The following is a 21,167-nucleotide window of genomic DNA, read 5'->3' as shown; positions in this document are numbered from 1 at the left end:
GAACGTGTAGGTCCGGGTGGCGGAATGGCAGACGCGCTAGCTTGAGGTGCTAGTGCCCGTATAGGGCGTGGGGGTTCAAGTCCCCCCTCGGACACGAGTACGTCTCATATGTGCGACGTAGACGTAGCGGTGGTCAAGGATGCTTGACCACCGCCGAAACCCATCAGACACTGCGCCTGGCACTACTCTCAGTGACCAGCGCCGGACGAACTCCGCGACGACGCGCGGCGGCTCGTCAGTGATTCCCGCCGTTGCTCTGCCCGGTCTGGCACCTGGCGTGCGCGTTGCTCCTGGCTCCCCCTCGGCGGCCATGAGGCGTCCTCCGTTACCACTTCCGAGTCTTGCCGCCGCGCGAAGCAGCGCAGCTGTTTATGGTGTGGCGACGCTCGACTCGCGTGGTCGGATCGCCGACCGGTGCGCGATGAAGGAACTCCAGTGGACCCCCGGATTGCGACTGAGCATTCGGGAGCGTCGAGGGCTGATCGTCGTATCAGCTGACAAGCAAGGCGTCTTCAAGGTAACGAAGGAAGGCCACATCCGACTGCCGGCAGTGGTCCGTCAATGGTGCGGCCTCGCCGCCGGCGACCGCGTACTCATCGTGGCCGAACCAGCCAGCAACCGCCTGGTGGTTCATCCACCGGCAAAGATCGACGAGATGATCGGGCAGGCTCACGATGCGGTCTTCGGGGGCGCGCATGAGTGACGCATCGGCGAGTCAAGCTGAGGTGGCAGCGGCTCGGCTCCTTCTTGCTCGGATGGGCATCTCGCCTGCCGACCTTATGGAGGCCGCCGTGGCTCGGCCTCCGGCGCCGACCTTCGCCGAATACGTTCCCGTGGTGGCGGCTGCGGTCTCGGAAGGTACGAAACGTGCCTATGGCTCCTACTGGAACCGTGTGGTGGAACACTGGGGGCAACGCAGGCTCGACGAGCCCACGCCGTCGGAAATTGAAAAGTTGGCGGAGTACGTCAAGGCGCACGTTGTGGCTCGGCGGAATGCCCGCGGGGGCCGAAGCGCGGCGGAGCACCTGATTGCCGCCTTGCGGTGTCTCTACAAAAGGGCAGTAGCCGATGGTTTCATCGCAGAGGCTGACAACCCTGCTTTGAAGGTGGCGAAGCCGCGGCGTCTACCAAGCACGCGTCGGGCGGTGGCGGACACGCGGCTGGCCGAGATAAACGAGGTTGCGGCTAGCACAGGAAACGATCCGGCCCTCGACACCTTGCTCTTGCGGCTGCACACCGAAACGGCGTGTCGGCGCGGTGGAGCTCTGGCGCTTCGTCCGGTTGACCTTGACCCGGACCAATGTTTGATTCTGCTTCGAGAGAAGGGGGACTCGGTGCGTTGGCAACCAGTTTCCCCCACGCTGATGAGATACCTGCAGCGCCATGCTGAGGAGCGGGGCGCGACGGAGGCGGGGCAGCTGCTGCGCTATCGGGACGGTGCGCCCATCACGCGGCGGCGTTACGACCATCTGTGGGTACGCATCGGCGAGCACCTGCCGTGGGTCCGCGTGCAACAGATCAGCACCCACTGGTTACGTCACACTACTTTGACATGGGTGGAAAGGAACTTTGGCTACGCCATCGCGCGAGCGTACGCCGGTCATTCGGAGAGTGGCGGCGACGGTGGCACTACAGCCACCTACGTGAAAGCAACACCGCAGGAAATCGCCGCTGCCCTGTCAGCGCTGACCAATGAGCCGCACCCTCTAACTTAGCCGTCTGGTGGGGCCCGGTCTTGCGGGGCCGGACCCCACCGCGGGATCTGCCGCCGGCTGGAAAGGCAAGCAGGGACCCGACCGTTAATTGGGTGCCCTGTCATTAGCGTCCGCCTTGGCGTTGTTCCGAACGACCGTTTCATCCGTTCAGTGAAGCGGCGCGGACTTGCCGCAATCGGGATAAGAACAGTAGCCATTGGCTCCTGGGGTGTAGGAGTGACTCGGGCGGGTGTTCGATGAGCTACGCGCGGTGGGACGATGTTTGTTGTTTGGATCCAGTCCGGCAGCCGTACTAGATCTGTCCGGCTGCCGGACTAGCGGTGGTTCTGTAGCCGTACCAACCCCTGCCCCCGCGGGAACTCGAAGGCGATAGGCGGTCCGTGCCTTTCTGCGGCGAGCGTCTTCCACTTTCGGCCTGAACCGGATGACCCAGCCCAATTTCTCAAGTCGATTTAGCCAGACTCCGATCGTGGAGCGGGCCAAGCCTGTCGCACGTTCCAGGTCTGTCAAGCTCGGCGAGAATTGCGGAGGGATCACTGCGGTTGCGGTATCGGTCCAGGTCAAGAGCGTCAGGATAAGGTGGCGCCCGGAAGGGCTAAGGCAACAGTCAGCGTCTCGAACTGCACGCTCTACGGCCCATCGATCTACCATGCAATACGCCCCTTCCGGCCGTGGCGTTCACCGGTGGCTCTTGACGCCGTCTGGCGTCGGAGCCTCGTGACGCTAGCGATGAACCTCAGCTCTGACCAGCCATGCATCTGCTCGTCATGCGCCTCCGAGGTGTCGGCGGCGATGGTGGCCTGCGGCTTTGGCGTACGTGGAGATGCGGCCACCATTGGTTGGTTCGGTTCGTGATTCGGGCAGGCTGGCAACTGCAGACGGCGGCCCGAAGTCGCCGCAGGCGCGCGGCCGGTTAGGGTGGTTCGCCCGCGTTGTGGACAGCGAGATCAGTCCGCGTCTCGCCGGGCTTGTTCGGCGCCGAGTTGGGCGGACTCCCGCGCGGCTTGCTCCATCCTTAGGGTGCTTTGGATGATGGCGTCGATGCCTTCCCTTGCTCCGTCGGATAGTTGCTCGATGGAGCGCGTCATCACTTGGACCTTCGCGTTGACCGGTGCCGGGTCAAGGAAGTAGCCCGCACCGACGCCGAAGAACTCGGCCAGGGCCGTCAGCGTGGAGGCTGTCGGGTTGTCGTGCGCTCCGATTCGGAGCTTGCGGATGTTCTCCGCCGAGATGCGGAGCCCCTTGGCTTTGAGCGCGTCAGCCACCTCGGCGTCGGTATAGACGTGGTTCGGGCGGTGCTTGACGTACAGCCCCTGAAGCCGCTCGCTGATCAGCGCGGGGCTCGGGCCACTAGGTGGCTTCTCGTTCTGTCGCATCGTGGCGCCCCCCGACTCCAACTAAAGTTGGTCCGAACCCAAGTTTGTGTGGAACCCTGCCGTGATCTGTGCTTGACTCTCAGTGCCCGATCCACACAAAGTTGGACTCACGCCAACTTTGGTTGGTTGAGGGTAGCGCATCGGTCGGCCTCCATGGAGGGGGTTGCGAGGCCCGTGTTGCGTTCGTGAGGGCGTGTCGCCTTGTGGCGATGCGGTCTCTGATTTGGCCTGATCGTGTGGTCGACGTCCAGGTCGTGACAGTAACGGGGGACCGGCTCGCGGCGGCGTCCTGCTGTCGCTGGCCAGTGCTGTGCGGCAAGCCCTCGGGGGAGGCGGACGTGTCAGATTTATCGACTGACCGATCAGGCCACCTCGCCGGCTCCGGGACCTCTTCGGAGGTGCCGGAGACCGGCGAGTGGGGGGTGCTGGCGGAGCGGGCATCGCCCGCTCCGCCAGGCGGGCCCGGCCGATCTGTCGTGCCAGCTGCGGCTGCGGAGAGCGGCCTGTGGTGGTCGTGGGGAGCGGAGCGGGCTCCGCGGGAGATTCCCCGCGAGTTCGGCGGCGGCAGCCAGGTGGAGTCGCTGTGGCTGCGCGCGGCGTCGTTGCGGGCGGGGTGTCCCTTGGTGAGCCTGTCGTCTGCGGACGGCGGTGTCGGTCGATCGACGCTCACGGCGGCGCTCGGTGGTGTGCTGGCGCTTGCCAGCCCTGCTCCGATCGTGGCGATGGACGCGACCGGGCGTGCGTGGGGTGGGCTGGGCCATCGTGTGGCCCGGGGCAACTCCGCATCGACGTGGGATGCGGCAGCCGCGGAGGAGCGGTTGGCTGACCCTCTGGTCGCGGAAGGGTTGATGCAGCAAGGGCCGACTGGCCTGCGCGTTCTGGTCGGTGAGAGCAAGATGACGGCGCAGCGGCGCCCAACTACCTGGCCGGAGACGTTCGGTGTGATCGGCCATTTGAGGTCGGTTTACGCCATGGCGTTGCTGGATCTCCCTGCGGCGGACAACACGCCGACGTGGCGGGCGTTGGGGTGGTCGACGGTGCCGGTGTTGGTGACCCGCGCGACCGTTGATGCGTTGCAGCACACCATGCGGTTGCTGGCGCATCTTCGCGCTGCGGGACTCGATCAGGTGGCGGAGTCGGCGGTGGTGGTGGTCATGACGACCACGCACTCCACCGCTCGAGAGGTTCGCGCGGTCGAGCACCTGGCGCGAAAGGCGGCGACGCATCTCGTCCGGGTGCCCTTCGATCCGGCGCTCGCACGCCCTGACCCGCTCGATCCGCGGTCGTTGAGTAAGGCCACGCGGACGGCGTTGACCGAGGTCGCCTCGATCGTTGTCGAACACTGCCCCGCTGATCCTGGCCCATCACGCGAGGGGGCTTCTGTCGCCTGAGGACGGTGACTTCACACGGGGGAGGAACTAGTTGTGTTTGTGCATTGGGTAGCTGCCGTGATGACGGTGCGGGTGCCTTCGGTGGCGGCCGTGTTGGCGCCCGACCCGACGCCCACGCCGGCGCCGTCCGGGGGCTTCGACTTCAGTTCGATCAGCCCTGACCCGGGGGCCGTGCCGCGCTCGGATCTGTTCTACACGTTGGCGAACGCCGCGCTGTTCCTTGGCGTGATCTCCGCCGTGGCCGGTCTCGCGGCCGGAGCGATCGCGTTCGGCATCGGACCGATCTTCGGCGCGCACATCATCAGCGATCGAGGCAAATCGATGATGTGGAAGGCCGGCCTCGTGGCGATCGTCGTGGGTTCGGCGACAACGATCATCGGCTTCCTGCTCAACGAGATTTAGGGGGTGCCCCGCGTGCGGGGAGCAACTTACAAGGCAACCGACGGCGGACGCGTATCGGCCGTAATTTCGCTGCTTCTCTGCGTGGTGGTTGCAGGAGCGGCGGTCTTCGTTGCAGGCCGCGCGAGCGCACCTGAGCGGAGTGCGCCCGAGTCGAGTGCGCCGGAGCGCTACGGCGACCGTCTCGTCCGGGGAGTGCCGGTTGGCTTCGCTGGCACGCCTCGCGGCGCCGGTGACGCGGCGGCGGCGTACGTGGTGGCGGTGCCCGCCGCGGCGGGCCGACCGGACGTCGAGCGGCAGGCGTTGATCGACACGATCGCGGTCGACGGTTCGGGCCCGGCGGTGGCCGAGATGATGGGTGCCGGCTCATCGTCGGCCGACGGTGAGGGGATTTCCCAGACTGTGGCTGCCCGGGTGTGGGTGCCCGACGCGGACGTTGACGCACGGGTGCAGCAGGGCGCCGAGGTCACGGCGCGGTTGCTGCTCTGCGCGCTCAGCGGGTCAGCGACCGATGGCGTGGTCGCCGGCCCGGAGACGGGTTTGGCGGGTGGCTGGTACGTGCAGTCGGTGTCGGTGCGCTGGACGCTCGACCGTTGGCGTGTGGTGGCCGCGCAGCGGCCGTTGCCGGTACCTCCGCCTGATCAGCGCGGCACCAGACGCGACGGCGGTCCGCGCGACACTCAACCGCTGCTCGACGTGCTCAGCGGTCGCTCGTGGGTGCCGGGGACGGTCTGATCTCATGTCCTGGGGCAACGCTTGCCGGCGGGGGATCGGCGTGGCGATCAGCGTGCTGGCCTTGGTTGGCGCTCTAGTGCCAGCGCAATCTGCTGCGGCAGCACCCGCCCTGATGCCTGCTCCGTCCGCCCCCGCCGAGCCGTGCCGTGCGCCGTCGTCTAGCGGGCAATTGTCAGGGCCGCACGAGCAGGCGAGACCGCAGGTGAACTGGTGCGTTCCGTGGGCGGAATGGGAGTCCGGCGACGGGTGGATCACCGACTGCGGTAAGGCCATCGGCGCTGTAGAGCAGGAGCGCTGCGACGCCGTATCGCTCACCCTGCAGTCACCGCCGCCGGCGGACACGGCGTCGGTGCTCGACGATCAGCCCCCGAAAGACGGCGCCTCGCCCGTGAGGTGCGAGCGGTTCGCCGACAGCGCCGCCGAGGACGCGGGCAACGCCGAACGGTGGACCGCCAAGAAAAATCGATGCGAAGCGTTGCGTACGTCGCTGCTGCCGTTCTCGTCGGTCAAGCCCGAGGGCTGCAAGTTCAGTGTGAGCTGCAGAGTCGACGAGAAGGCCAAGGATATCGCTCGGTCCGGGTTCGAAGGCTTGGCCGACATTGCCGTGGCGGGTTTCGCCTGGGCGTTAAGCAAGCTGGCTGAGGTGGTGTTCGAGCAGTCCTCCGCCGTGCCGGACGAGCCGTTCTACGACGTCTACAACGACATCTCCGGCGTACTGATCTTGATGGTGCTGCTCATCTTCCTCATCTCCACGGCGATCAACGGATTGCGCATGAACGGCCCCGGGCCCCTGGCCACCCTCGGCGGGTTGGTGCGCGCGATGTTCGGGATCGCCTTCGCCGGCGGCATCGCCTACATCCTGATGGCCGCGTGGGACGAGGCGACCGTGGCGCTGATCGCCCGCAATCAGGAACGCGACTGGCAGCCGAGCATGTGGGTGGACGCGCTCAACGCGCTGACGGCGGACACCGGCACGATTCTGCTGGCCTTCGTCGTCGCGGTGATCAGCGTGATCGGGCTGGTATTGGTGTTCGTGATGCTGTTGTTCCGCTCCCTGCTGGCCGCCGGGGCAGCGTTGTTCGGGGCGATGGCGATGACCGGTCAGGTGATGGCCGAGACGCGCTCGTGGGGCCGTAAGTGGTTCTGGACCTGCAACGCCCTGGCCAGCTCGAAGTTCTTCATCGCCGCCCTGTGGATCTACGGCACGCGCAGCACCTACGAGAGCGACAACGTCCTCAACGTGCTGCGCGGCATGTTCATGATCATCCTGATGGTGCTCGCGCCGTGGATTCTGCTGCGGCTGACGAGCATGTGGGACGGCTACCTGGCCGACGTCGACGCCCGAGGCTTCCTGACCTCCGCCGCTGGCGCGGTCGGCATGGACGCCGCCGCCCGCCGCCTGGCCGATCCGCTCAGCGGTGGAGGCGGCAGCGACGGCGGCCCAGACGCCGCATCTCTGATGCAGGGCAACGCCGACGCGATCCCGACAAACCCCACCAGTGGTGCTGGCCCGCTCGGCACGCGGCCCAGCGCCGTTCCCGAGGCGGTGGAAGCGCTGCAAGGAAGCGGCGACGGCGACCAGGTCGGAGAGTCGAGCGGTGAACCGGGAGCTGAACACGACGGTGGAGAGAACGGTCAAGAAGCTGAGGGGATCGAGCGCGACTCCCGCACCGCTCAAAACGATGTGGCGGAAGGACAGCTCACGGCGCCCGGCGACACCAGCGGACAGCCTGCGCTACCGGTCACACCGAACGCCATCGGAGAGAAGGCCGCCGGTACGGCAGCCGGCAGCTCGCAGGGCGAGAACGCCCCGCAGGCCCCGAGCGGTGGGGGCGCCACCACCCCGACCGGTGCACCCTCTGCCGCCAACTCGCCGTCACCTGCGGCTCCGACGCAAGAGACGTCCGGGCACAGCCCGGCAGCCGGCTCAGGCGGGCCGTCCAGCTCAGGCCAGCCCTCGCAAAGTGGTGCCGGCTCCGGTGCCGGGGCAGGTCGCGTGGGGGGCGCCGCTGCGGGTGGCGCCGCCGAAGTACCCATCGTCCCGGTCTAGGTGAGGAGTCCAGGTGACCCAGTTCCAGTTTCCGCCGCGGTCCACGCGTGGCTCAATCATGGGCTTCTCGGCGGGGCAGATCGGCACGGCTGTGGCCGGCGTGATCTGCCTGGTCGTCGCCGCGAACCTGCTCGCGACCGGCAGGCAGGGTGCTGCCGGTGGCATGCTGCTCGCGGCGCTGCTCCTGCTCACGGTGGGCCTGTTGCGGCTACGCGGGCGGCGTGTCACCGAGTGGGCGCCCATCGTCGCCGGGGCCCTCGCCCAGCGCGCCGCCCGCCAGGACCGCTACCGCGGTGGTGCCTTCGCCGCCACCCCCGGCAGCACGCATCTGCATCTACCCGGTCCCGCCGCCGGCTACCGCTGGCTGCCGGCGGTAGCCGCCGACGGGATGACCGAGGTGGGGCTACTGCACCACCGCCGCGAGGGCACCGTCACTGCGGCCCTGCTCTGCACGGGCAGCAACTTGGTCCTGGCCGACACGTCGGTGCAACAGCAGCGCCTGGCCGCGTGGGCGGACGTGCTGAACCTGCTCGGCACCGAGTACGCCGACAGTGGTCTGGCCAGGTGGGCGCTGACGGCCCGCGCAGTTCCGGACTCCGGTAACCGGGCGCAGCGCTACCTGGTGCAAAAAGCGGTCGACACCGACACTCGCGCGTACCGATCGCTGGCGGAACTGACCGCCGCGGCGGCGCCGTCGACGCAGCGCCACGAGGTGTACCTCAGCGTGGTGTTTGACACCAAGAAGCTATCGGCGGAGATCACTGACGCGGGCGGCACCGACGCGGCCATCGCCACTGTGGTGCTCGACAAGCTCGGCGGGGTGCAGGCCGCGGTCGCGGAGGCCGGCGTCGACACCGTCGGCTGGTTGACGCCCAGGGAGTACGCGGCGGTGCTGCGTACCCAGTTCGACCCGGAGGACCAGCCGCACGTGGACATGCGGGCCTCGGCCACGCCCGGGGTGGCGCCGCACATGGCCGGGCCGATTGCCGCGGAGAATATCGGCTGGTCGTCCTACCGCCACGACTCCGGGTTCTCGCAGAGCCTGTGGGTCTACGAGATGCCGCGTCAACCGGTCGCGATGACGTGGATGACCGCCCTGTTCACCCGCACCGTCGGTCGACGTGCGGTCACGGTCACCGCCGAGCCGGTACCCGCGCAGCTCGCCCAGTTGGCGACTCGCCGGGACAAGGTCGCCCGCGCCGGCGACGAGATCACCAAACGCAAGATGCGTCTGGTGCGCACCGCCCGGGAGGACGAGGAGGCCCGCTCGGTGGAGCAGGTCGACCGGGAGCAGGCGGCCGGGCACGTGCGCTACCGCTACGCGATCGTCGTCACCGTCACCGCCGACAGCGAAGAGCAACTCCGCCATGACGTGCGGGCGATCAAACGGGTGCTGGGCCGCACCGGCTGCCAGGCGGTGGTGCTCTACGGCGAGCAGGATCAGGGCTTCATAGCCGGAGCGCTTCCCCTGGCCCGTGGGCTCAAGCCGATGCGGGGATGGTTCGCGTGAGCCGCGCACGGGTGCAACGAGAAGGATCGTTCGCGCACCGTATCGGCGAGTCTGCGGACCGGCGGGATCTCGCGGCGGCGCAGGCCGAACTGGAACGCGAGCAGCGGGCTCTGCGCCGGACATCGGAGCGGCTGCTGGGCGCACCGCCGGTTGACGGGCGCGGCGCGCTGGGCCGGGCCGCCGGGCGGGCGTTCTGGCGGCTGCGGCTACCGCCGCTGGTGACCACCAGCGCGCAGCTGTGCAGCGTGTACCCGTTCGTCGCTGATCCCGGCCTCGGGGTGGACGGACCGCTGATCGGTCAGGAGGTGTACTCCCGGACGGGGTTCGTGTTCTCGATGCGGGAGTTGTACCGAGCCGGGTTGTTGGGCGCCCCGAACATGGTGGTCACGGGGGAGATTCGCAGCGCGAAGTCGTCGCTGCTCAAGACGATCGCGTTCAGAGGGATCCCGTTCGGCACCCGGTTTTACATCGTCGACGTCAAGGGCGAGTACGACGCCCTCGCCCGGGCTGCGGGGATCCGGCCGGTGCGCGTCGGCCCCGGCGCGGGTGTGGTGATGAACCCTCTCGCGGGCATCCGCCGCCAGCCGGGGCAGGGCGAGCCGGAGTGGCTGCAGATCCAGCGGGCCCGCCGGCTGCTGCTACTGGAAGGGCTGCTGGAGATCCAACTCGGCGGTGCACTCAGCGAGGCAGAGCGTTCGCTGATCGAATACGCCCTCGACGCCGTGACTCGCAGCGACGACGGCACCAGCGCCGAACGGCTGGCTACCCCGACCCTGTCGCTGGTCCTTGCGGCGATGGGTGATCCGCAGGCGTGGGCGCACCGCCTTGCCGGAGTGAACTACGACATCGACCAGTTCGCCGCCGACAGCCGACGCGTCAGGCTGGCCCTGGAGCGGCTGATTACCGGCGCTCTGGGCGGAATCTTCGACGCCCCCACCGCTGCGACGCTGACGGTGGACTTCGACCAGCCTGGAGCGATCCTCGACCTACGAGACGTGCGGACCTCCGATCAGATGACGGCGATGGCGATGACCTGCGCCCAGTCGTGGCTGGAGGCAGAGCTCACCCGCCCCGACGCCCCACCGAGAATGTGCCTGTACGACGAGTTCGCGCTGATCGCGCGTCACCTCGGGCTGGTGCGGCGGATGCGCGAGCAGATGAAGCTGGCGCGGGCCTTGGGCACGGAAATCATCCTGGCGTTTCACCGATTTTCGGACTTGGCTGCCAGCGGCAGCGCCGACTCCGAGCAGGTCCGCATCGCCCGAGGACTCATCGAAGACACCGGCGTGCGGGTCTCCTACCGGCAGGCGCCGGGCTCGCTGGACGCCGCCCGCGAATTCTTGGGCACCACCGATGTGGAGACCGATCTGCTGCTGCACCTGCGCCGTGGAGTCGGGTTGTGGAAGGTCGGGCTGCGCTCCTACGTCGTCAAACACCAGCTCTCCAGCGTCGAGCAGGCCATGGTCGACACCGACAGCCGCATGCGCGACAACCCCGAGAACGAACCGCGGGAGCTGACCGACTCCGAGTACGAGACGCGGGAGTCCGCCGCGGTGGGGCAGGTGCGCTGATGGCCGGCTCGCTGATGTCCCCCGGAAGCCGGCTGCCGCGCCGCGGCATGCCACGCGCCGACATCCTGGCCCGACTGGTTCTGCTGGGCATTGCCGGGTTCTGCACGCTGCTGGGCACCTTCACGCTGTGGCTGGCCGGGCAGGTCGGTGGCGTGCTCACCCACGCCGTGTGGCCGGACACCTCGCCGACGGACGCGCCCGGCATTGCCGGGCGGATGATCCTCAACGGCGGCGACCCGGCGTCGGCATGGCCCACCGCGGCCCAGGCGGACCTGCCACCGACCGCGCTGCTCTACGTGCTGTGGATCGGCCTGTTCATTGGAGCCTTCGCTGGCCTCGGCATGCCGGCGGTCCGATTCGTACAGCGGCGGGTACAGCGGCGAGGGTTCGCCAGCCGAAAGGACCTCGACCGGGTGGTAACCGCATCGGCGGTGCTTCGACGCGTCGACGTCCTTCGGCCTGGCCTGACCATTCGAGCGACCGACCGCCCCGAGAGCGCATACGCGAAGGCCCAGCGCCGCAAGGACCCGTTGGAGGTGGCGCGATTCCTGGGGCACCACGCGCTAACCGGGGAGCCGCTGTACCTCGCCAACGAGTACACCGAGCTCCTCGCCGGAGCCGCCCGGTTTGCCAACAAGACGTCGCGCTACATCGTGCCCCGGGTCGCCGACGCCCGAGGGGCAGTGATCTCCACCTCCACCCGCCTCGACGTCGCCGCGGTCACCTACTACCTGCGCGCCGAGGTCGGTCCGACATGGATCTTCGAACCGCAGGAGCAGGTACCTGGACTGCCCCGGCTGCGGTGGTCGCCGATCGAGGGGGCGCACGATCCGGACATCGCGGCGCTGCGCGCGAAGGGCTTCGCCGCCGGCGCCGGCCTCAAGGGTGATGTAGAGAACGGTCAATACTTCCAGGATCAGGCGGCATCGATCATCCGCGGTCTGCTGCACGCCGCCGCTCTCGATGAAAAGGCCACCCTGACCGACGTGGCCAGTTGGGCGGCCAACCCCAGCGACCCGCGGGCCGAGCGGATCCTGCGCCATCACCAGCAGACGGCGTGGGCCGACCGGTTGGCTTTCCACCGCGAGTCCACTGGCCGTGGCCGCGAGAGTATTCAGTCTGTCGTCTTCGGAGCGCTGGATCCGTTCAGCAACGCCCGGATCTTGCGCGCCTGCTCCCCACCGCGCGGCGAGCAGTTCCAGCCGGAGCAGTGGCTGGATGAGTCCGGCACCCTTTATCTGGTCGGCACCCGCAGCGGGCAATCGCTGGTCGCGCCGCTGTTCAGCGCGATCGCCGAGGACATCATCTACCGCACCCTGCAACGCTCCTTCGTCGCACCGGGCGGGCGGGTAGAGCCCTGCCTCTACCTGATCGGCGACGAAATCACGAACATCGCGCCGTTGCCGTCGCTGCCCGCACTGGCCTCTGAGGGCGGTGGCGCCGGTATCGCCTTGTCGATTTCTTGCCAGAACACCCACCAATTGGAGGAGCGGTGGGGCCGCGACGGTGGGCAAGCCCTGCGCGACGGTGCAAACGCCCGCTTCGTGATGGGCGGCACGCAGGACGTGGCGGCCCTCAAGGACGCGCAGTCGCTGCTCGGCCAGGTGCAGGAGCTGTCGTCAGCGGCCAGTTGGGGCGGGGGACGCGCCAGCGTGCAGGAGAACGCTCGACGGGAGAACCTGCTCGATCTCGCCGAGTTGCGGACCCTGCCGACCGGCCACGCCCTGGTGTTGCTCGGCAACATGCCCCCGGTCGAAGTCGTGCAACCGGCGTGGTGGGAGCGCCCCGACGCCGATCGTTTCAAGTCCGCCCAAGCCGCGTTCACCGCCCGACTCGAAGGGCGGCGCCGCTGATGACCGACCGCGCGTTCCTGTTCGATGTCCCGGCCGAGGCGTCGGGAGAGCAGCGGGCGATCGCTGAGCTTGCCGAACTCATCGACTCGCTGCGTGTCAGCGTAGAACGCCTCGCCGAGGCGCACGTCGCGCTCGGTGAACGCGTCGAGGCGATCGACGGCGACGCGGCATGGGCACCGGCGGGCCACTGCTGGCGGAACGTGGACGCCGATGCCGCGCGGCAACTGTGGGCGTGGCTGATCGCCTGGACGCAGTGGCTCGTCGACCGCTACGGCCTCGCCCAGGACCTCGGCGCGTGCTGGCCAGCACACCCGGCCCTGGTCGAGGAGCTGACCGCGCTGAGCATGTCCTGGCACCACGCGTACTCCGGCAAAGCCGACCCGGACGCGCCGCTGCGCTGGCATGAGGCGCTGCACCGGGCACGGCACCGGTGGCAGGCATGGGACAGCACCCGCTGTCGGCACGGGAACCACACACCCCGCAGCGCCGACGCCGTCTGGTCCGCACCGTGGCCCGACGACGCCGAACAGGCCGTCACCGACGACATCGCCGCGCGGCCGCGTGCGGCGCCGGCGCACCCAGAAGGAGGGACGACATGACTCAGCCGGCAGAGGTCACCAACGTCTGGGACTGGCAACGCTTCGAAGCCGCATTGTTCGGGCTGCGCGAGGGCGTCGACTCGCTCCAGGACTACATCGCCGAGATACACAACGCGCGCCACGACCGGCGCGACGACCAACAGGAGGACAGGCAGCAATGGACAGAGTTGGACGAGATGACGCGGCGCGAGACGGAGCTGGACTGGTCCAGCGACGGGCACCTCGACGGGGACTACACCCGCGACGTCGGCGAATGAGTGTCACCGTGCGCACCGCTAGCGCTCCGCTGGCCCGCATCGGCGTCGGCCTGGAGCAGCTGCGCCACGACATCGACGCTCTGGTCGAGGTCGTGGCTGGCCAGCCGCAGGCGCGCCCGCAGCTCGTGGAGATCCACCACCAGGTGCGCCTGCTCGGACAGCAACTCAACGCCGCGCTTCGGTCGCCAGACGAGCAGGTCCCGCCGGAGGAGCGGCAGTGACACCACGTTTCGTCAGAGCGACCATCACGGGAGCTGCCACCCTGCTGCTCAGCGCATGTGCCGGGAGCGGCCCCGCTCCGAGCAGTAGCACGCCGGCCACCGGCCCTCATCCCGAAGGTGCGGTGCCGGCCGAGACACTGGCCGCCGATCCCGACGGCGTTCTGCGGGCCACGCCAGGAACGGCCGATCCGGCGGCGGTGACAGCCGCGCTGCGGTTCGTGCGGGCCTGGGCCCGCCCTGACCTGCCCGCCGAAAGCTGGTTGGCAGGGGTGCGTCCCTACGCCGTTGCCGCCTATGCCGATCTGCTTGCGACGGTGGAGCCGGCCAACGTGCCCGCCACCCGGGTTACTGGCGCGGGCCGGGCGGCGGCGGCCACGGCGCAGCGGGTCGACGTTGATGTCAGCACCGACGCCGGGGTGTTGCGGGTGGTCTGTGTGCGCAGCGACGCCGGGTGGCTGGTGGCCACGCTCGGTGTCCGCGAGGAGGCTGCGGCGCGGTGAACCGCGGATGGATCGGGCTCGGCGTGGCAATCGTGGCCGCGTTGCTGCTGTGTGGACTACCCGTGGCGGTGGTGCTCAACAACCCTGCGCCGGCGTCGGCGTGTGCCGCCACCGGCCCGTTGCGCTCGGCCATCGGGGCCGTCGAGGCGGTGGGACGGTGGGACGCCGAACAGGTCGGCAACGCTGCGCAGATCGTTGCCGTCGGGCGGGCGAATGGTGTTCCGGCCCGCGGGTGGGTCATCGCCGTGGCTACGGCCATGGTCGAGTCGAGCCTGCACAACCTGAACGGCGGTGACCGCGACTCCCTCGGGTTGTTCCAACAGCGCCCCAGCCAGGGGTGGGGCACACCTGCGCAGATCACCGACCCGGTCTACGCCGCCACGAAGTTCTACACGAAGCTGCAGCGCATCGGCCGGTGGGAAAGCCTGCCGCTGACCGTCGCCGCGCAACGCGTTCAGGTCTCCGCGTTCCCCGACCGCTACGGCAGGTACGAGCACGCCGCCGAGCAAGTCGTCGCTGCCGTCGTCGGCGTCGCGACCATCGCCGACCTACCCGGGGCCAGCCTCGCCCAGTGCTCGTCAGATGCAACCACGGTCGCGGCGTCAGGGTGGACTGTGCCGCTGCGTGCCGCAGTGGGTAGCGGCTACGGACCGCGCAGCGGCAGACTCCACGCCGGCGTAGACCTGGGCGCGGCCCGTAACACTGTCATCCACGCGGCCAGTACCGGGCGAGTGGTGTGGGCGGGCTGCGACTCGAGCACCGGGAACTGTGACGTCGACGGCAGCCCCACCACCAAGGGGTGCGGCTGGTACGTCGACCTGGTGCACGCCGACGGGTATGGCACCCGTTACTGCCACATGGTCCGCCGACCCGACGTCAGCGAGGGCGACACCGTGCAGGCCGGCCAGCCGCTTGGCCTGGTCGGCACCAGCGGCCACTCGTCCGGCCCGCACCTGCACTTCCAAACCCACCAGAGCGTGTGTTCGGGATCGCGGTGCGACCTGGACACCTCCAACTCCACCAACCCCGTCGAGTTTATGCGCCAACGCGGCGCCCCGCTCGGCGACGAGAGGGGGTGAGGCGCAGGTAGGAGGCGGCAGGTAGGTCATCAGCAACAGCACGGGGGGAAAGACATGTACGACGAGGATGAAGACATCGAGCGTCCGCGCCGGCCGGCGCCGCAACCGCCGCCACCGCAGGACCGCGGCGGGCAGGTCGGCCAGCGGCGCAACCGCAAGCCCAACCGGCGCCCGGCACGGCGCAGGTGGATGCAATGAGCGCCGCCACGGACCGCCGGCCACGTCGAGTCGCGGGCATCTACCGACCGCCGGTCAATGCCGCTCGGATGCCGCCACCGCGGCCGGGGCCGCTGGCGCAGCTGGTGCGCACCGCCAACACCGTGCGGGCCCAGGTGGAACGCGGCGTCCTGCGCGACGAGGGACTGACCTGGACCACCTACGACGTGCTCGTGTTGGTGTGTGCGCGCCGCGCTGTCGAAACCCGCACGGCCGCCGCCGAGGTTGGCATCGCCAAGGCCACCCTGACCAACGCCCTCGTGTCGCTCGTCGACCGGGGGTTGGTACGTCGGGACCTTCAGGAGGATGACCGGCGGCGGGTAGTCCTTCGACCGACCCAGGCCGGCATGGACCTGGCCCGCCGCGTCCAGGGCCCCGTTGAAGCTGAACAAGCACGTTTGTTCGGTGAACCGGGCATGCCATCGGGGGACAGCCTGGCCCGGGTTCTGCGGTCTCTGGCCACCCGCTCTCGCCAGGACGGCGCCACCGACGAGCCGGACGCGACCCGGTGAACGGGTGCATCGGTGTAGCCCGCGGCACCGCCCTGTACGTCGGGGCGGTGCTCGGGCCCGGCGTCCTGATCCTCCCGGCGCTGGCCGTGCACGCGGCCGGACCGGCGTCACTGCTGGCCTGGGCTGCCATGCTGGCCGTGTCAGTGCCAATCGCGGCGGCGTTCGCTGCCCTCGGCATGCGCTACCCCGACGCGGGCGGGGTGGCGACGTTCACCCGGCGGGCGTTCGGACCTGCGGTGGGCACCGTCGTCGGGTGGTGGTTCTACGCGGCGGTGCCGCTCGGCATGGTCGCTGGTGCTCTCGCCGGCGGACGGTACGCCGCCACCGCCCTGGGCGGGGGACCTACTGCGGCCGGGTGGATCGCCGCTGGTGTCCTGGGGTTGGCATACGTGATGAACCTGTTCGGGTTGCACGTGTCCGGCCGCGTGCACCTTGCGCTCACCGGCGGGCTCTTCGCGCTCCTCGCGACGGTCGTCGCCGTGTCATTGCCGCACGTCGTAGCCAGCCGGTTCGAACCATTCGCCCCGCAGGGCCTCGCGGGCGTCGGCAGCGCCGCCGCGGTGCTGTTCGTCGCCGTGTGCGGCTGGGAAGCCGCCGCCAACCTGGCGGGAGAGTTCACGCGCCCCCGCCAGCAGTTGCCGGTCGTCGCCGCCGCGAGCCTGAGCATCATCGCCCTGCTATACGCGGGTCTCGCGATCTGCACCGTCGGCGTCCTCGGCGCTGCCGGCGGTGATACCGAGGTGCCCCTGATCCTGTTGCTCGACCCCGCCGCCGGACCGGGCGCGATGGCGGTCACCGCCCTGTGCGCGCTGCTGTTGACCTTCGGCGCGCTTTTCACCTTCATCGCCGCCGCAGCGCGGGCCGGTGCGGCGCTGGGCCGCGACGGCGCACTACCCAGGTGGCTTGCCGCCAACGGTGTCGCTGGGGTGCCGAGGCGCAGCCTCGGCGTGCAAGCGAGCGCCTCGGCGGCGGTCGGGGCTGCGGTGCTGGGGGCGCCGGCGCTGGTTGACGTCGACCTGCTGATGCGCGCGTTCTCCGTGTGCGTGGCATCGGTCACCCTGCTGGGACTCGCCGCCGCCGTCAAGCTGCTCGCCACTGCGGTGATTCGCACAGGCGCAGCCGCAGCGGCGGTCGTCGTCGGCGCGGTCGCAGCGTTCGGTGGGCGTCTAATGATCCTCCCGGTGGTCGTGGCCGCCGCGGCATGGGCCTGGCACCGGCGCCACCCCCGGCCACCCGCACCACCGCTCCCTGCAACACCGGCAACGCCCACGGTCGGGGCGACGCCCGCGCGGATCCAGGTGCTAGCCGGGAACTCTCGGCAACTACACGATCGCCTCGCCTCAGGCGCACACAACACTGCGCCCATCGGAAGCCGCCCGCGCGTCGGGCGGTCATGACCGGCGGCGGTCGCCGGCACTTCCCTGGCCGGCGACCGCCACCCTTCTACTGCCCCCGAACGACCGGCAAGGAGCCGCTTCGTGACTATGACCGCTGCGCCAACCACGCCCGCTCCAGCAGGGCTGGGCTGGCGCCTGGGCGCCCTGTACGGGCCTGCCATCTACGGCGTCAGCGCCGCTGCCGTAGCGCTCCCGTCCGCCGCCGCCGGATTGCGCGCCACTTCATCTGCGGCGGTGTGGATCCTGACTGTCCATGCTCTCGGACTCGGCATCGGCGCCGCCGTGGCCGGACGAGCCACCGATATCTGGGGTTCCCGCCGCATACTCACCCTCGGGGCTGCTCTCCTCGCTGTCGGCACGTTCCTGTGCGCGATGGCGCCCACCCTCATCGTCGCTGTCGCCGGTCGCGCGATGATCGCCGCCGGGTCCGGGACGATGACCGCGACCGCGCTCACGCTCGCTGCCGGCCAACCGGGGCCGCAGCGGCCGATGGTGTTGGCGCGGCTCGGCGCGATGATGGCCCTGTTCTCGGCCACCGCGCCGTTGGTCGGTGCGCTCGTCACCGCCGCGTCGTGGCGAGCAACACTGGTCCTGCCCGCGCTGTCGCTGCTGGCGCTGCCCTTTTGCTGGCCGCTGACCCACCGCCGGCGCATCCCGGGGCGGGTCGACGGGGCGGGTGCCGGCGTGCTGGTGCTTGTCGCAGCCGGGCTGTTGCTGACGATCCAATCCGCCTCCCTGCATATCCCACAACCCGCGGTCATTGCCCTGCTGGCCGGCACCGGCACGCTCGGAATCCTGCTGATCGTCCACAGCAGGCGCCACCCTGCGGGGTTCCTCCCGGCGGCCGTCGTAGGTAGCCGACGGTTCTGCCTCGCTGGCCTCGTCGGAGCCGGTGTCTACGGCGGACTGTTCGCTTGCGTCTACGCCGTACCGCAGATGCTGACCCGCCTCGGCTACAGCGCCCAGGACGTCGGCCTGCTGCTCCTACCCGGGGCAGCCGCAGCGGCGCTGATGGCCCGTCTCGCCGCAACCGCCATACGCACCCTGCTGCCGCAGCGCGTACTGGCCGGCGCAGCCGCCCTGTTCAGCGCCACCGTGCTGCTCGCCGCCGTCAACCAGCGGCCAGCGGTGCTCGCCTGCGCGGCAACGGCCGGCTTCGCAGCCTTCGCCATCGCCCAGATGACCCTGACCCTGGCCATCTCAGCGCACACCGCCCCTCCGGCGCGGGCCGGTGCTGTAGGCCTGCTCAACCTCATCTTCTTCATCGGAGGAGCGCTCGGGTCAGCAGGCTGCGCGGCCCTGTGGCACCCGCTCGGGCTACCCACCGCGTTCGCCGCCACGGCCGCGCTGCCGGCAATAGCCACCGCGTTCGCGTGGAGATGCCGCCTCTGACAGACGCCCCACGACATGACCCAGCACCCCTGCGCGACAACCCGCACCATGCATCCTTGGCCTCGACAGGAGCGAACAACGACAGCAAACCCCCTCAACGAACTCTGCCCAGGACCCCCGACTCGACGCCCTCCTGCGCCAGCTCACCACCGCGCAAGCCACGAACATCGGCTTCCCCGTTGCCGTCGACATCGACTACCGCAACCTGGCGCCGCTGCTCGCGCACCTGCTCAACATCGACACCGACCCAACCCAACCACGCCCGCCCCGATTCCTTAAACCTCCTGTGTCTCCCACCGGTGCAGCCGACGATTGCAAGATGTGGGAGAGGATCGAGGTGCCGTGCGTCGGTGGTCCGGTGGACGGCCGTTCTCTTCGCGTTCCGCTCGACGACGATGACCTCTCCCCGTCGCAGATCGGCCAAAGCTGGCTCTGGGTGGAGTACGGAGGCGAGTTGCTCGACCGCGACACGAACGGGAAGTACGAGCTGGAGCCGCTCGCCGGAATTGGTCCGCCGTGGGTCTACACCTGGATCAGCTTGCCATTTGGACGAGCGCCTGCGGCTTCGTCGTGAGGAGCGCTGGGACCCGTTTGCTCCGGGTCACCCGAGGACGACTTCGTGGCGGTACGCCTGCACCCGAGCGCCATCGGCCAGCACGACCTCGACCCGACCACTGTTGTCGGGCTGCCTGCCCACGGCGTGGACCGGCTTGCCGGCATGCCGATCCGCCCGGTCGTGGTCATTCTCGGCGCGGTCTGGCCGGAAGACCCAAACCAGCCTCACAGGATGACTGGACACCAACACCCCCAGGGGTAGCACACCTGTTCGAGCGCTGAGTCTAGTCACACCGGTTCCGTCTGGAGCTCGCGACACGTCGCCGTGCGCTGCCGACCGTCGGCGGTTCCCCCAGGATGAGGGGCATGTCAACGGCGATTCGCCGTAGCCTGCCGATTGTTGGGTTCCCCATGCGCGGCTGGCGAGGGGCAAACGCTGGTCGCCCTACGGCGGGGCTGTGCCGGAACCAGTCTCCCGATCCAACCCGGCGGGTCGCTTGGGTCGCCAGCTGCTGATCAAGATCCCCCGGAATCGAGTGACCGTCTGGGCTGTAGGGCCCAAAGGGTGTTCTCGCGCTTGCAAGGCGAGATGGGAAGCGTCCCCAGCCAGACCTCGAGTCGAATCAGCGGACGGTGAAATTCTGGAGTCGGAAGGGCTGTTCCGGGGGCAGGGGTGGCCGCTCGATTGACGAGCGGCCTCGCTGCCTGCCAGTAATGCTGAACAGGCACGTCACTTGTGGCCGGACCTTGATCAGTTGCCTGTCAGCGCCAGCATGATCGGGCACGTGACGGGCACAGTCGCAGCTCATCCGTCTTGCCAGGGTCTGTATCGGGTGACCCGGCCGGCCTGCGTCGGCGTGGCTGCCGGCCGGGTCGCACGCGCTGGTTAGGAGGAGCAGGTGTTGAGCATGGTCTGTAGTGCGGACTTCTCCGAGGACTGAAGGGTGAGGCTCCAGCTGTACTTCACGGTGATCCACATCTTGCTGTAGGTGCACCGGTACGACGAAAGTGGCGGCTGCCAGGTGGAGGGGTCCTGGTCGCCCTTGGCCTGGTTGACGTTGTCCGTCACCGCGATCAGTTGCGGGTGGGTGAGGTCGTTGGCGAAGCTCTGCCGGCGGCTGGTTGTCCAGGAGTTGGCGCCGGAGCGCCACGCCTCGGCAAGCGGTACGACGTGGTCGATGTCGACGTCGGAGGCCGCCGTCCAGGTGGCGCCGTCGTAGGGGCTGTACCAGCGGCCGGAGGTGGCGGCGCAGGCGCTGTCGACGACGACGGAGGTGCCGTCGCGCTTGAGGACCTGTTCGCGGGTGTTGCAGCTACCGCTGATCGTGATCCAGTGTGGGAACAGGTCGCGGGAGTAGCCGCTGGTCGAGCCTTGGGTGGCCACGGTCAGGGCGTTGAGCTGTGACTGCGCCGTCGCTTTGGACGGGATGCCGGGAGGCGTGGCCGAGGCTGGCTGCGCAGTCACGGCGGCCAGGCAGGTCCCCGCGAGGGCGGCGACCGCGAGGATGGTGGCGCGGTGCATGACACGCGCGAAGGAGGTGACAGAGGGCGCGATTGGCATGAGCGGCAGCCTTTCGTCAGGGGTGGACGGCAACCGTCCCCGACGATCATGTCAATCGACGGTCATGCCCGTAAAGGATGCCGGTCTGGTCACTGACCATTCGGGATTCCTTGGCGCCCACACTCCTCCTGGCAGGCGATCGGCCTATCCAGTGCTGTGCATGCCGGCGTCGTGGGGCGGTGCCAGCTCCGACCCGCAGGGGGATGCGGTCCCAGGTTGTCGGCTGCTGCCGTCTGATGCCAAACCGCGTCGCCCTCACCGGGCTAGGCGTGGTCCGC

The 21,167-nt window shown here is 69.2% G+C and carries 21 protein-coding genes and 1 tRNA gene; 19 read left to right on the top strand and 3 right to left on the bottom strand.

The window, feature by feature from the left end; translation table 11 throughout:
• Nucleotides 1–10 precede the first annotated feature (10 nt).
• The 3 genes from AB0O48_RS30775 to AB0O48_RS30765 all read left to right on the top strand — a co-directional run bounded on the left by AB0O48_RS30775 (nt 11) and on the right by AB0O48_RS30765 (nt 1,715).
• A tRNA-Leu gene (locus AB0O48_RS30775) sits at nt 11–94 on the top strand.
• A 282-nt stretch (nt 95–376) separates the two neighbouring features.
• Nucleotides 377–703 (top strand): AbrB/MazE/SpoVT family DNA-binding domain-containing protein, encoded by a 327-nt coding sequence (locus AB0O48_RS30770; RefSeq protein WP_365069459.1) that lies wholly within the window; start codon nt 377–379, stop codon nt 701–703.
• A gap of 133 nt (nt 704–836) precedes the next feature.
• A complete protein-coding gene (locus tag AB0O48_RS30765; protein ID WP_365069458.1) occupies nt 837–1,715 on the top strand; it encodes a tyrosine-type recombinase/integrase in 879 nt (292 codons plus the stop codon).
• Nucleotides 1,716–2,662: 947 nt separating this feature from the next.
• On the opposite strand, the gene AB0O48_RS30760 is transcribed toward AB0O48_RS30765, so the two are convergent.
• The gene (locus AB0O48_RS30760; RefSeq protein WP_365069457.1) at nt 2,663–3,091 is read right to left on the bottom strand and encodes a hypothetical protein; all 429 of its coding nucleotides are present in this window, start codon (nt 3,089–3,091) and stop codon (nt 2,663–2,665) included.
• 623 nt (nt 3,092–3,714) lie between these two features.
• Between AB0O48_RS30760 and AB0O48_RS30755 the strand changes: the two genes are divergently transcribed.
• The 16 genes from AB0O48_RS30755 to AB0O48_RS30680 all read left to right on the top strand — a co-directional run bounded on the left by AB0O48_RS30755 (nt 3,715) and on the right by AB0O48_RS30680 (nt 19,347).
• Nucleotides 3,715–4,482 (top strand): hypothetical protein, encoded by a 768-nt coding sequence (locus AB0O48_RS30755; RefSeq protein ID WP_365069456.1) that lies wholly within the window; start codon nt 3,715–3,717, stop codon nt 4,480–4,482.
• 60 nt (nt 4,483–4,542) lie between these two features.
• Complete coding sequence (locus tag AB0O48_RS30750) at nt 4,543–4,884, top strand: hypothetical protein (protein ID WP_365069455.1); 342 nt, start codon at nt 4,543–4,545, stop codon at nt 4,882–4,884.
• 3 nt (nt 4,885–4,887) lie between these two features.
• Nucleotides 4,888–5,616, top strand: a complete 729-nt coding sequence (locus tag AB0O48_RS30745) for a hypothetical protein (protein ID WP_365069454.1) — start codon at nt 4,888–4,890, stop codon at nt 5,614–5,616.
• A 202-nt stretch (nt 5,617–5,818) separates the two neighbouring features.
• Complete coding sequence (locus AB0O48_RS30740) at nt 5,819–7,666, top strand: hypothetical protein (RefSeq protein WP_365069453.1); 1,848 nt, start codon at nt 5,819–5,821, stop codon at nt 7,664–7,666.
• Nucleotides 7,667–7,679: 13 nt separating this feature from the next.
• Complete coding sequence (locus AB0O48_RS30735) at nt 7,680–9,176, top strand: SCO6880 family protein (RefSeq protein ID WP_365069452.1); 1,497 nt, start codon at nt 7,680–7,682, stop codon at nt 9,174–9,176.
• 278 nt (nt 9,177–9,454) lie between these two features.
• A complete protein-coding gene (locus AB0O48_RS30730; protein ID WP_365069451.1) occupies nt 9,455–10,747 on the top strand; it encodes a hypothetical protein in 1,293 nt (430 codons plus the stop codon).
• A complete protein-coding gene (locus AB0O48_RS30725) occupies nt 10,747–12,600 on the top strand; it encodes a TraM recognition domain-containing protein (RefSeq protein WP_365069450.1) in 1,854 nt (617 codons plus the stop codon). Before AB0O48_RS30730 ends, AB0O48_RS30725 begins: the two co-directional genes overlap by 1 nt.
• Nucleotides 12,600–13,199, top strand: coding sequence for a hypothetical protein (locus AB0O48_RS30720; protein WP_365069449.1), 600 nt, complete (start codon nt 12,600–12,602; stop codon nt 13,197–13,199). Before AB0O48_RS30725 ends, AB0O48_RS30720 begins: the two co-directional genes overlap by 1 nt.
• The gene (locus tag AB0O48_RS30715; RefSeq protein WP_365069448.1) at nt 13,196–13,456 is read left to right on the top strand and encodes a hypothetical protein; all 261 of its coding nucleotides are present in this window, start codon (nt 13,196–13,198) and stop codon (nt 13,454–13,456) included. The genes AB0O48_RS30720 and AB0O48_RS30715 overlap by 4 nt, the downstream gene beginning before the upstream one ends.
• 8 nt (nt 13,457–13,464) lie before the next feature.
• Nucleotides 13,465–13,677, top strand: coding sequence for a hypothetical protein (locus AB0O48_RS30710; protein WP_365069447.1), 213 nt, complete (start codon nt 13,465–13,467; stop codon nt 13,675–13,677).
• 122 nt (nt 13,678–13,799) lie between these two features.
• A complete protein-coding gene (locus tag AB0O48_RS30705; protein WP_365069446.1) occupies nt 13,800–14,177 on the top strand; it encodes a hypothetical protein in 378 nt (125 codons plus the stop codon).
• Entirely contained in the window at nt 14,174–15,256 is a 1,083-nt protein-coding gene (locus tag AB0O48_RS30700; protein ID WP_365069445.1) for a M23 family metallopeptidase, read from the top strand. The genes AB0O48_RS30705 and AB0O48_RS30700 overlap by 4 nt, the downstream gene beginning before the upstream one ends.
• 194 nt (nt 15,257–15,450) lie before the next feature.
• Entirely contained in the window at nt 15,451–15,984 is a 534-nt protein-coding gene (locus AB0O48_RS30695; protein ID WP_357248362.1) for a MarR family transcriptional regulator, read from the top strand.
• Entirely contained in the window at nt 15,981–17,381 is a 1,401-nt protein-coding gene (locus AB0O48_RS30690) for an amino acid permease (RefSeq protein ID WP_365069444.1), read from the top strand. Before AB0O48_RS30695 ends, AB0O48_RS30690 begins: the two co-directional genes overlap by 4 nt.
• A gap of 87 nt (nt 17,382–17,468) precedes the next feature.
• The gene (locus tag AB0O48_RS30685; protein ID WP_365069464.1) at nt 17,469–18,773 is read left to right on the top strand and encodes an MFS transporter; all 1,305 of its coding nucleotides are present in this window, start codon (nt 17,469–17,471) and stop codon (nt 18,771–18,773) included.
• Between the two features lie 319 nt (nt 18,774–19,092).
• Entirely contained in the window at nt 19,093–19,347 is a 255-nt protein-coding gene (locus tag AB0O48_RS30680; protein ID WP_365069443.1) for a hypothetical protein, read from the top strand.
• A 27-nt stretch (nt 19,348–19,374) separates the two neighbouring features.
• Here the strand turns inward: AB0O48_RS30680 and AB0O48_RS30675 are convergent, their stop codons facing one another.
• The gene (locus AB0O48_RS30675; RefSeq protein WP_365069442.1) at nt 19,375–19,578 is read right to left on the bottom strand and encodes a hypothetical protein; all 204 of its coding nucleotides are present in this window, start codon (nt 19,576–19,578) and stop codon (nt 19,375–19,377) included.
• A gap of 636 nt (nt 19,579–20,214) precedes the next feature.
• Nucleotides 20,215–20,889, bottom strand: coding sequence for an HNH endonuclease family protein (locus tag AB0O48_RS30670; protein WP_365069441.1), 675 nt, complete (start codon nt 20,887–20,889; stop codon nt 20,215–20,217).
• Between the last annotated feature and the right edge of the window lie 278 nt (nt 20,890–21,167).

The organism is Micromonospora sp. NPDC085948 (genome assembly GCF_040686315.1).
GTDB lineage: Bacteria > Actinomycetota > Actinomycetes > Mycobacteriales > Micromonosporaceae > Micromonospora.
Note: the sequence above shows the minus strand (reverse complement) of the source record. Positions and strands in the feature narration are given on the sequence as shown.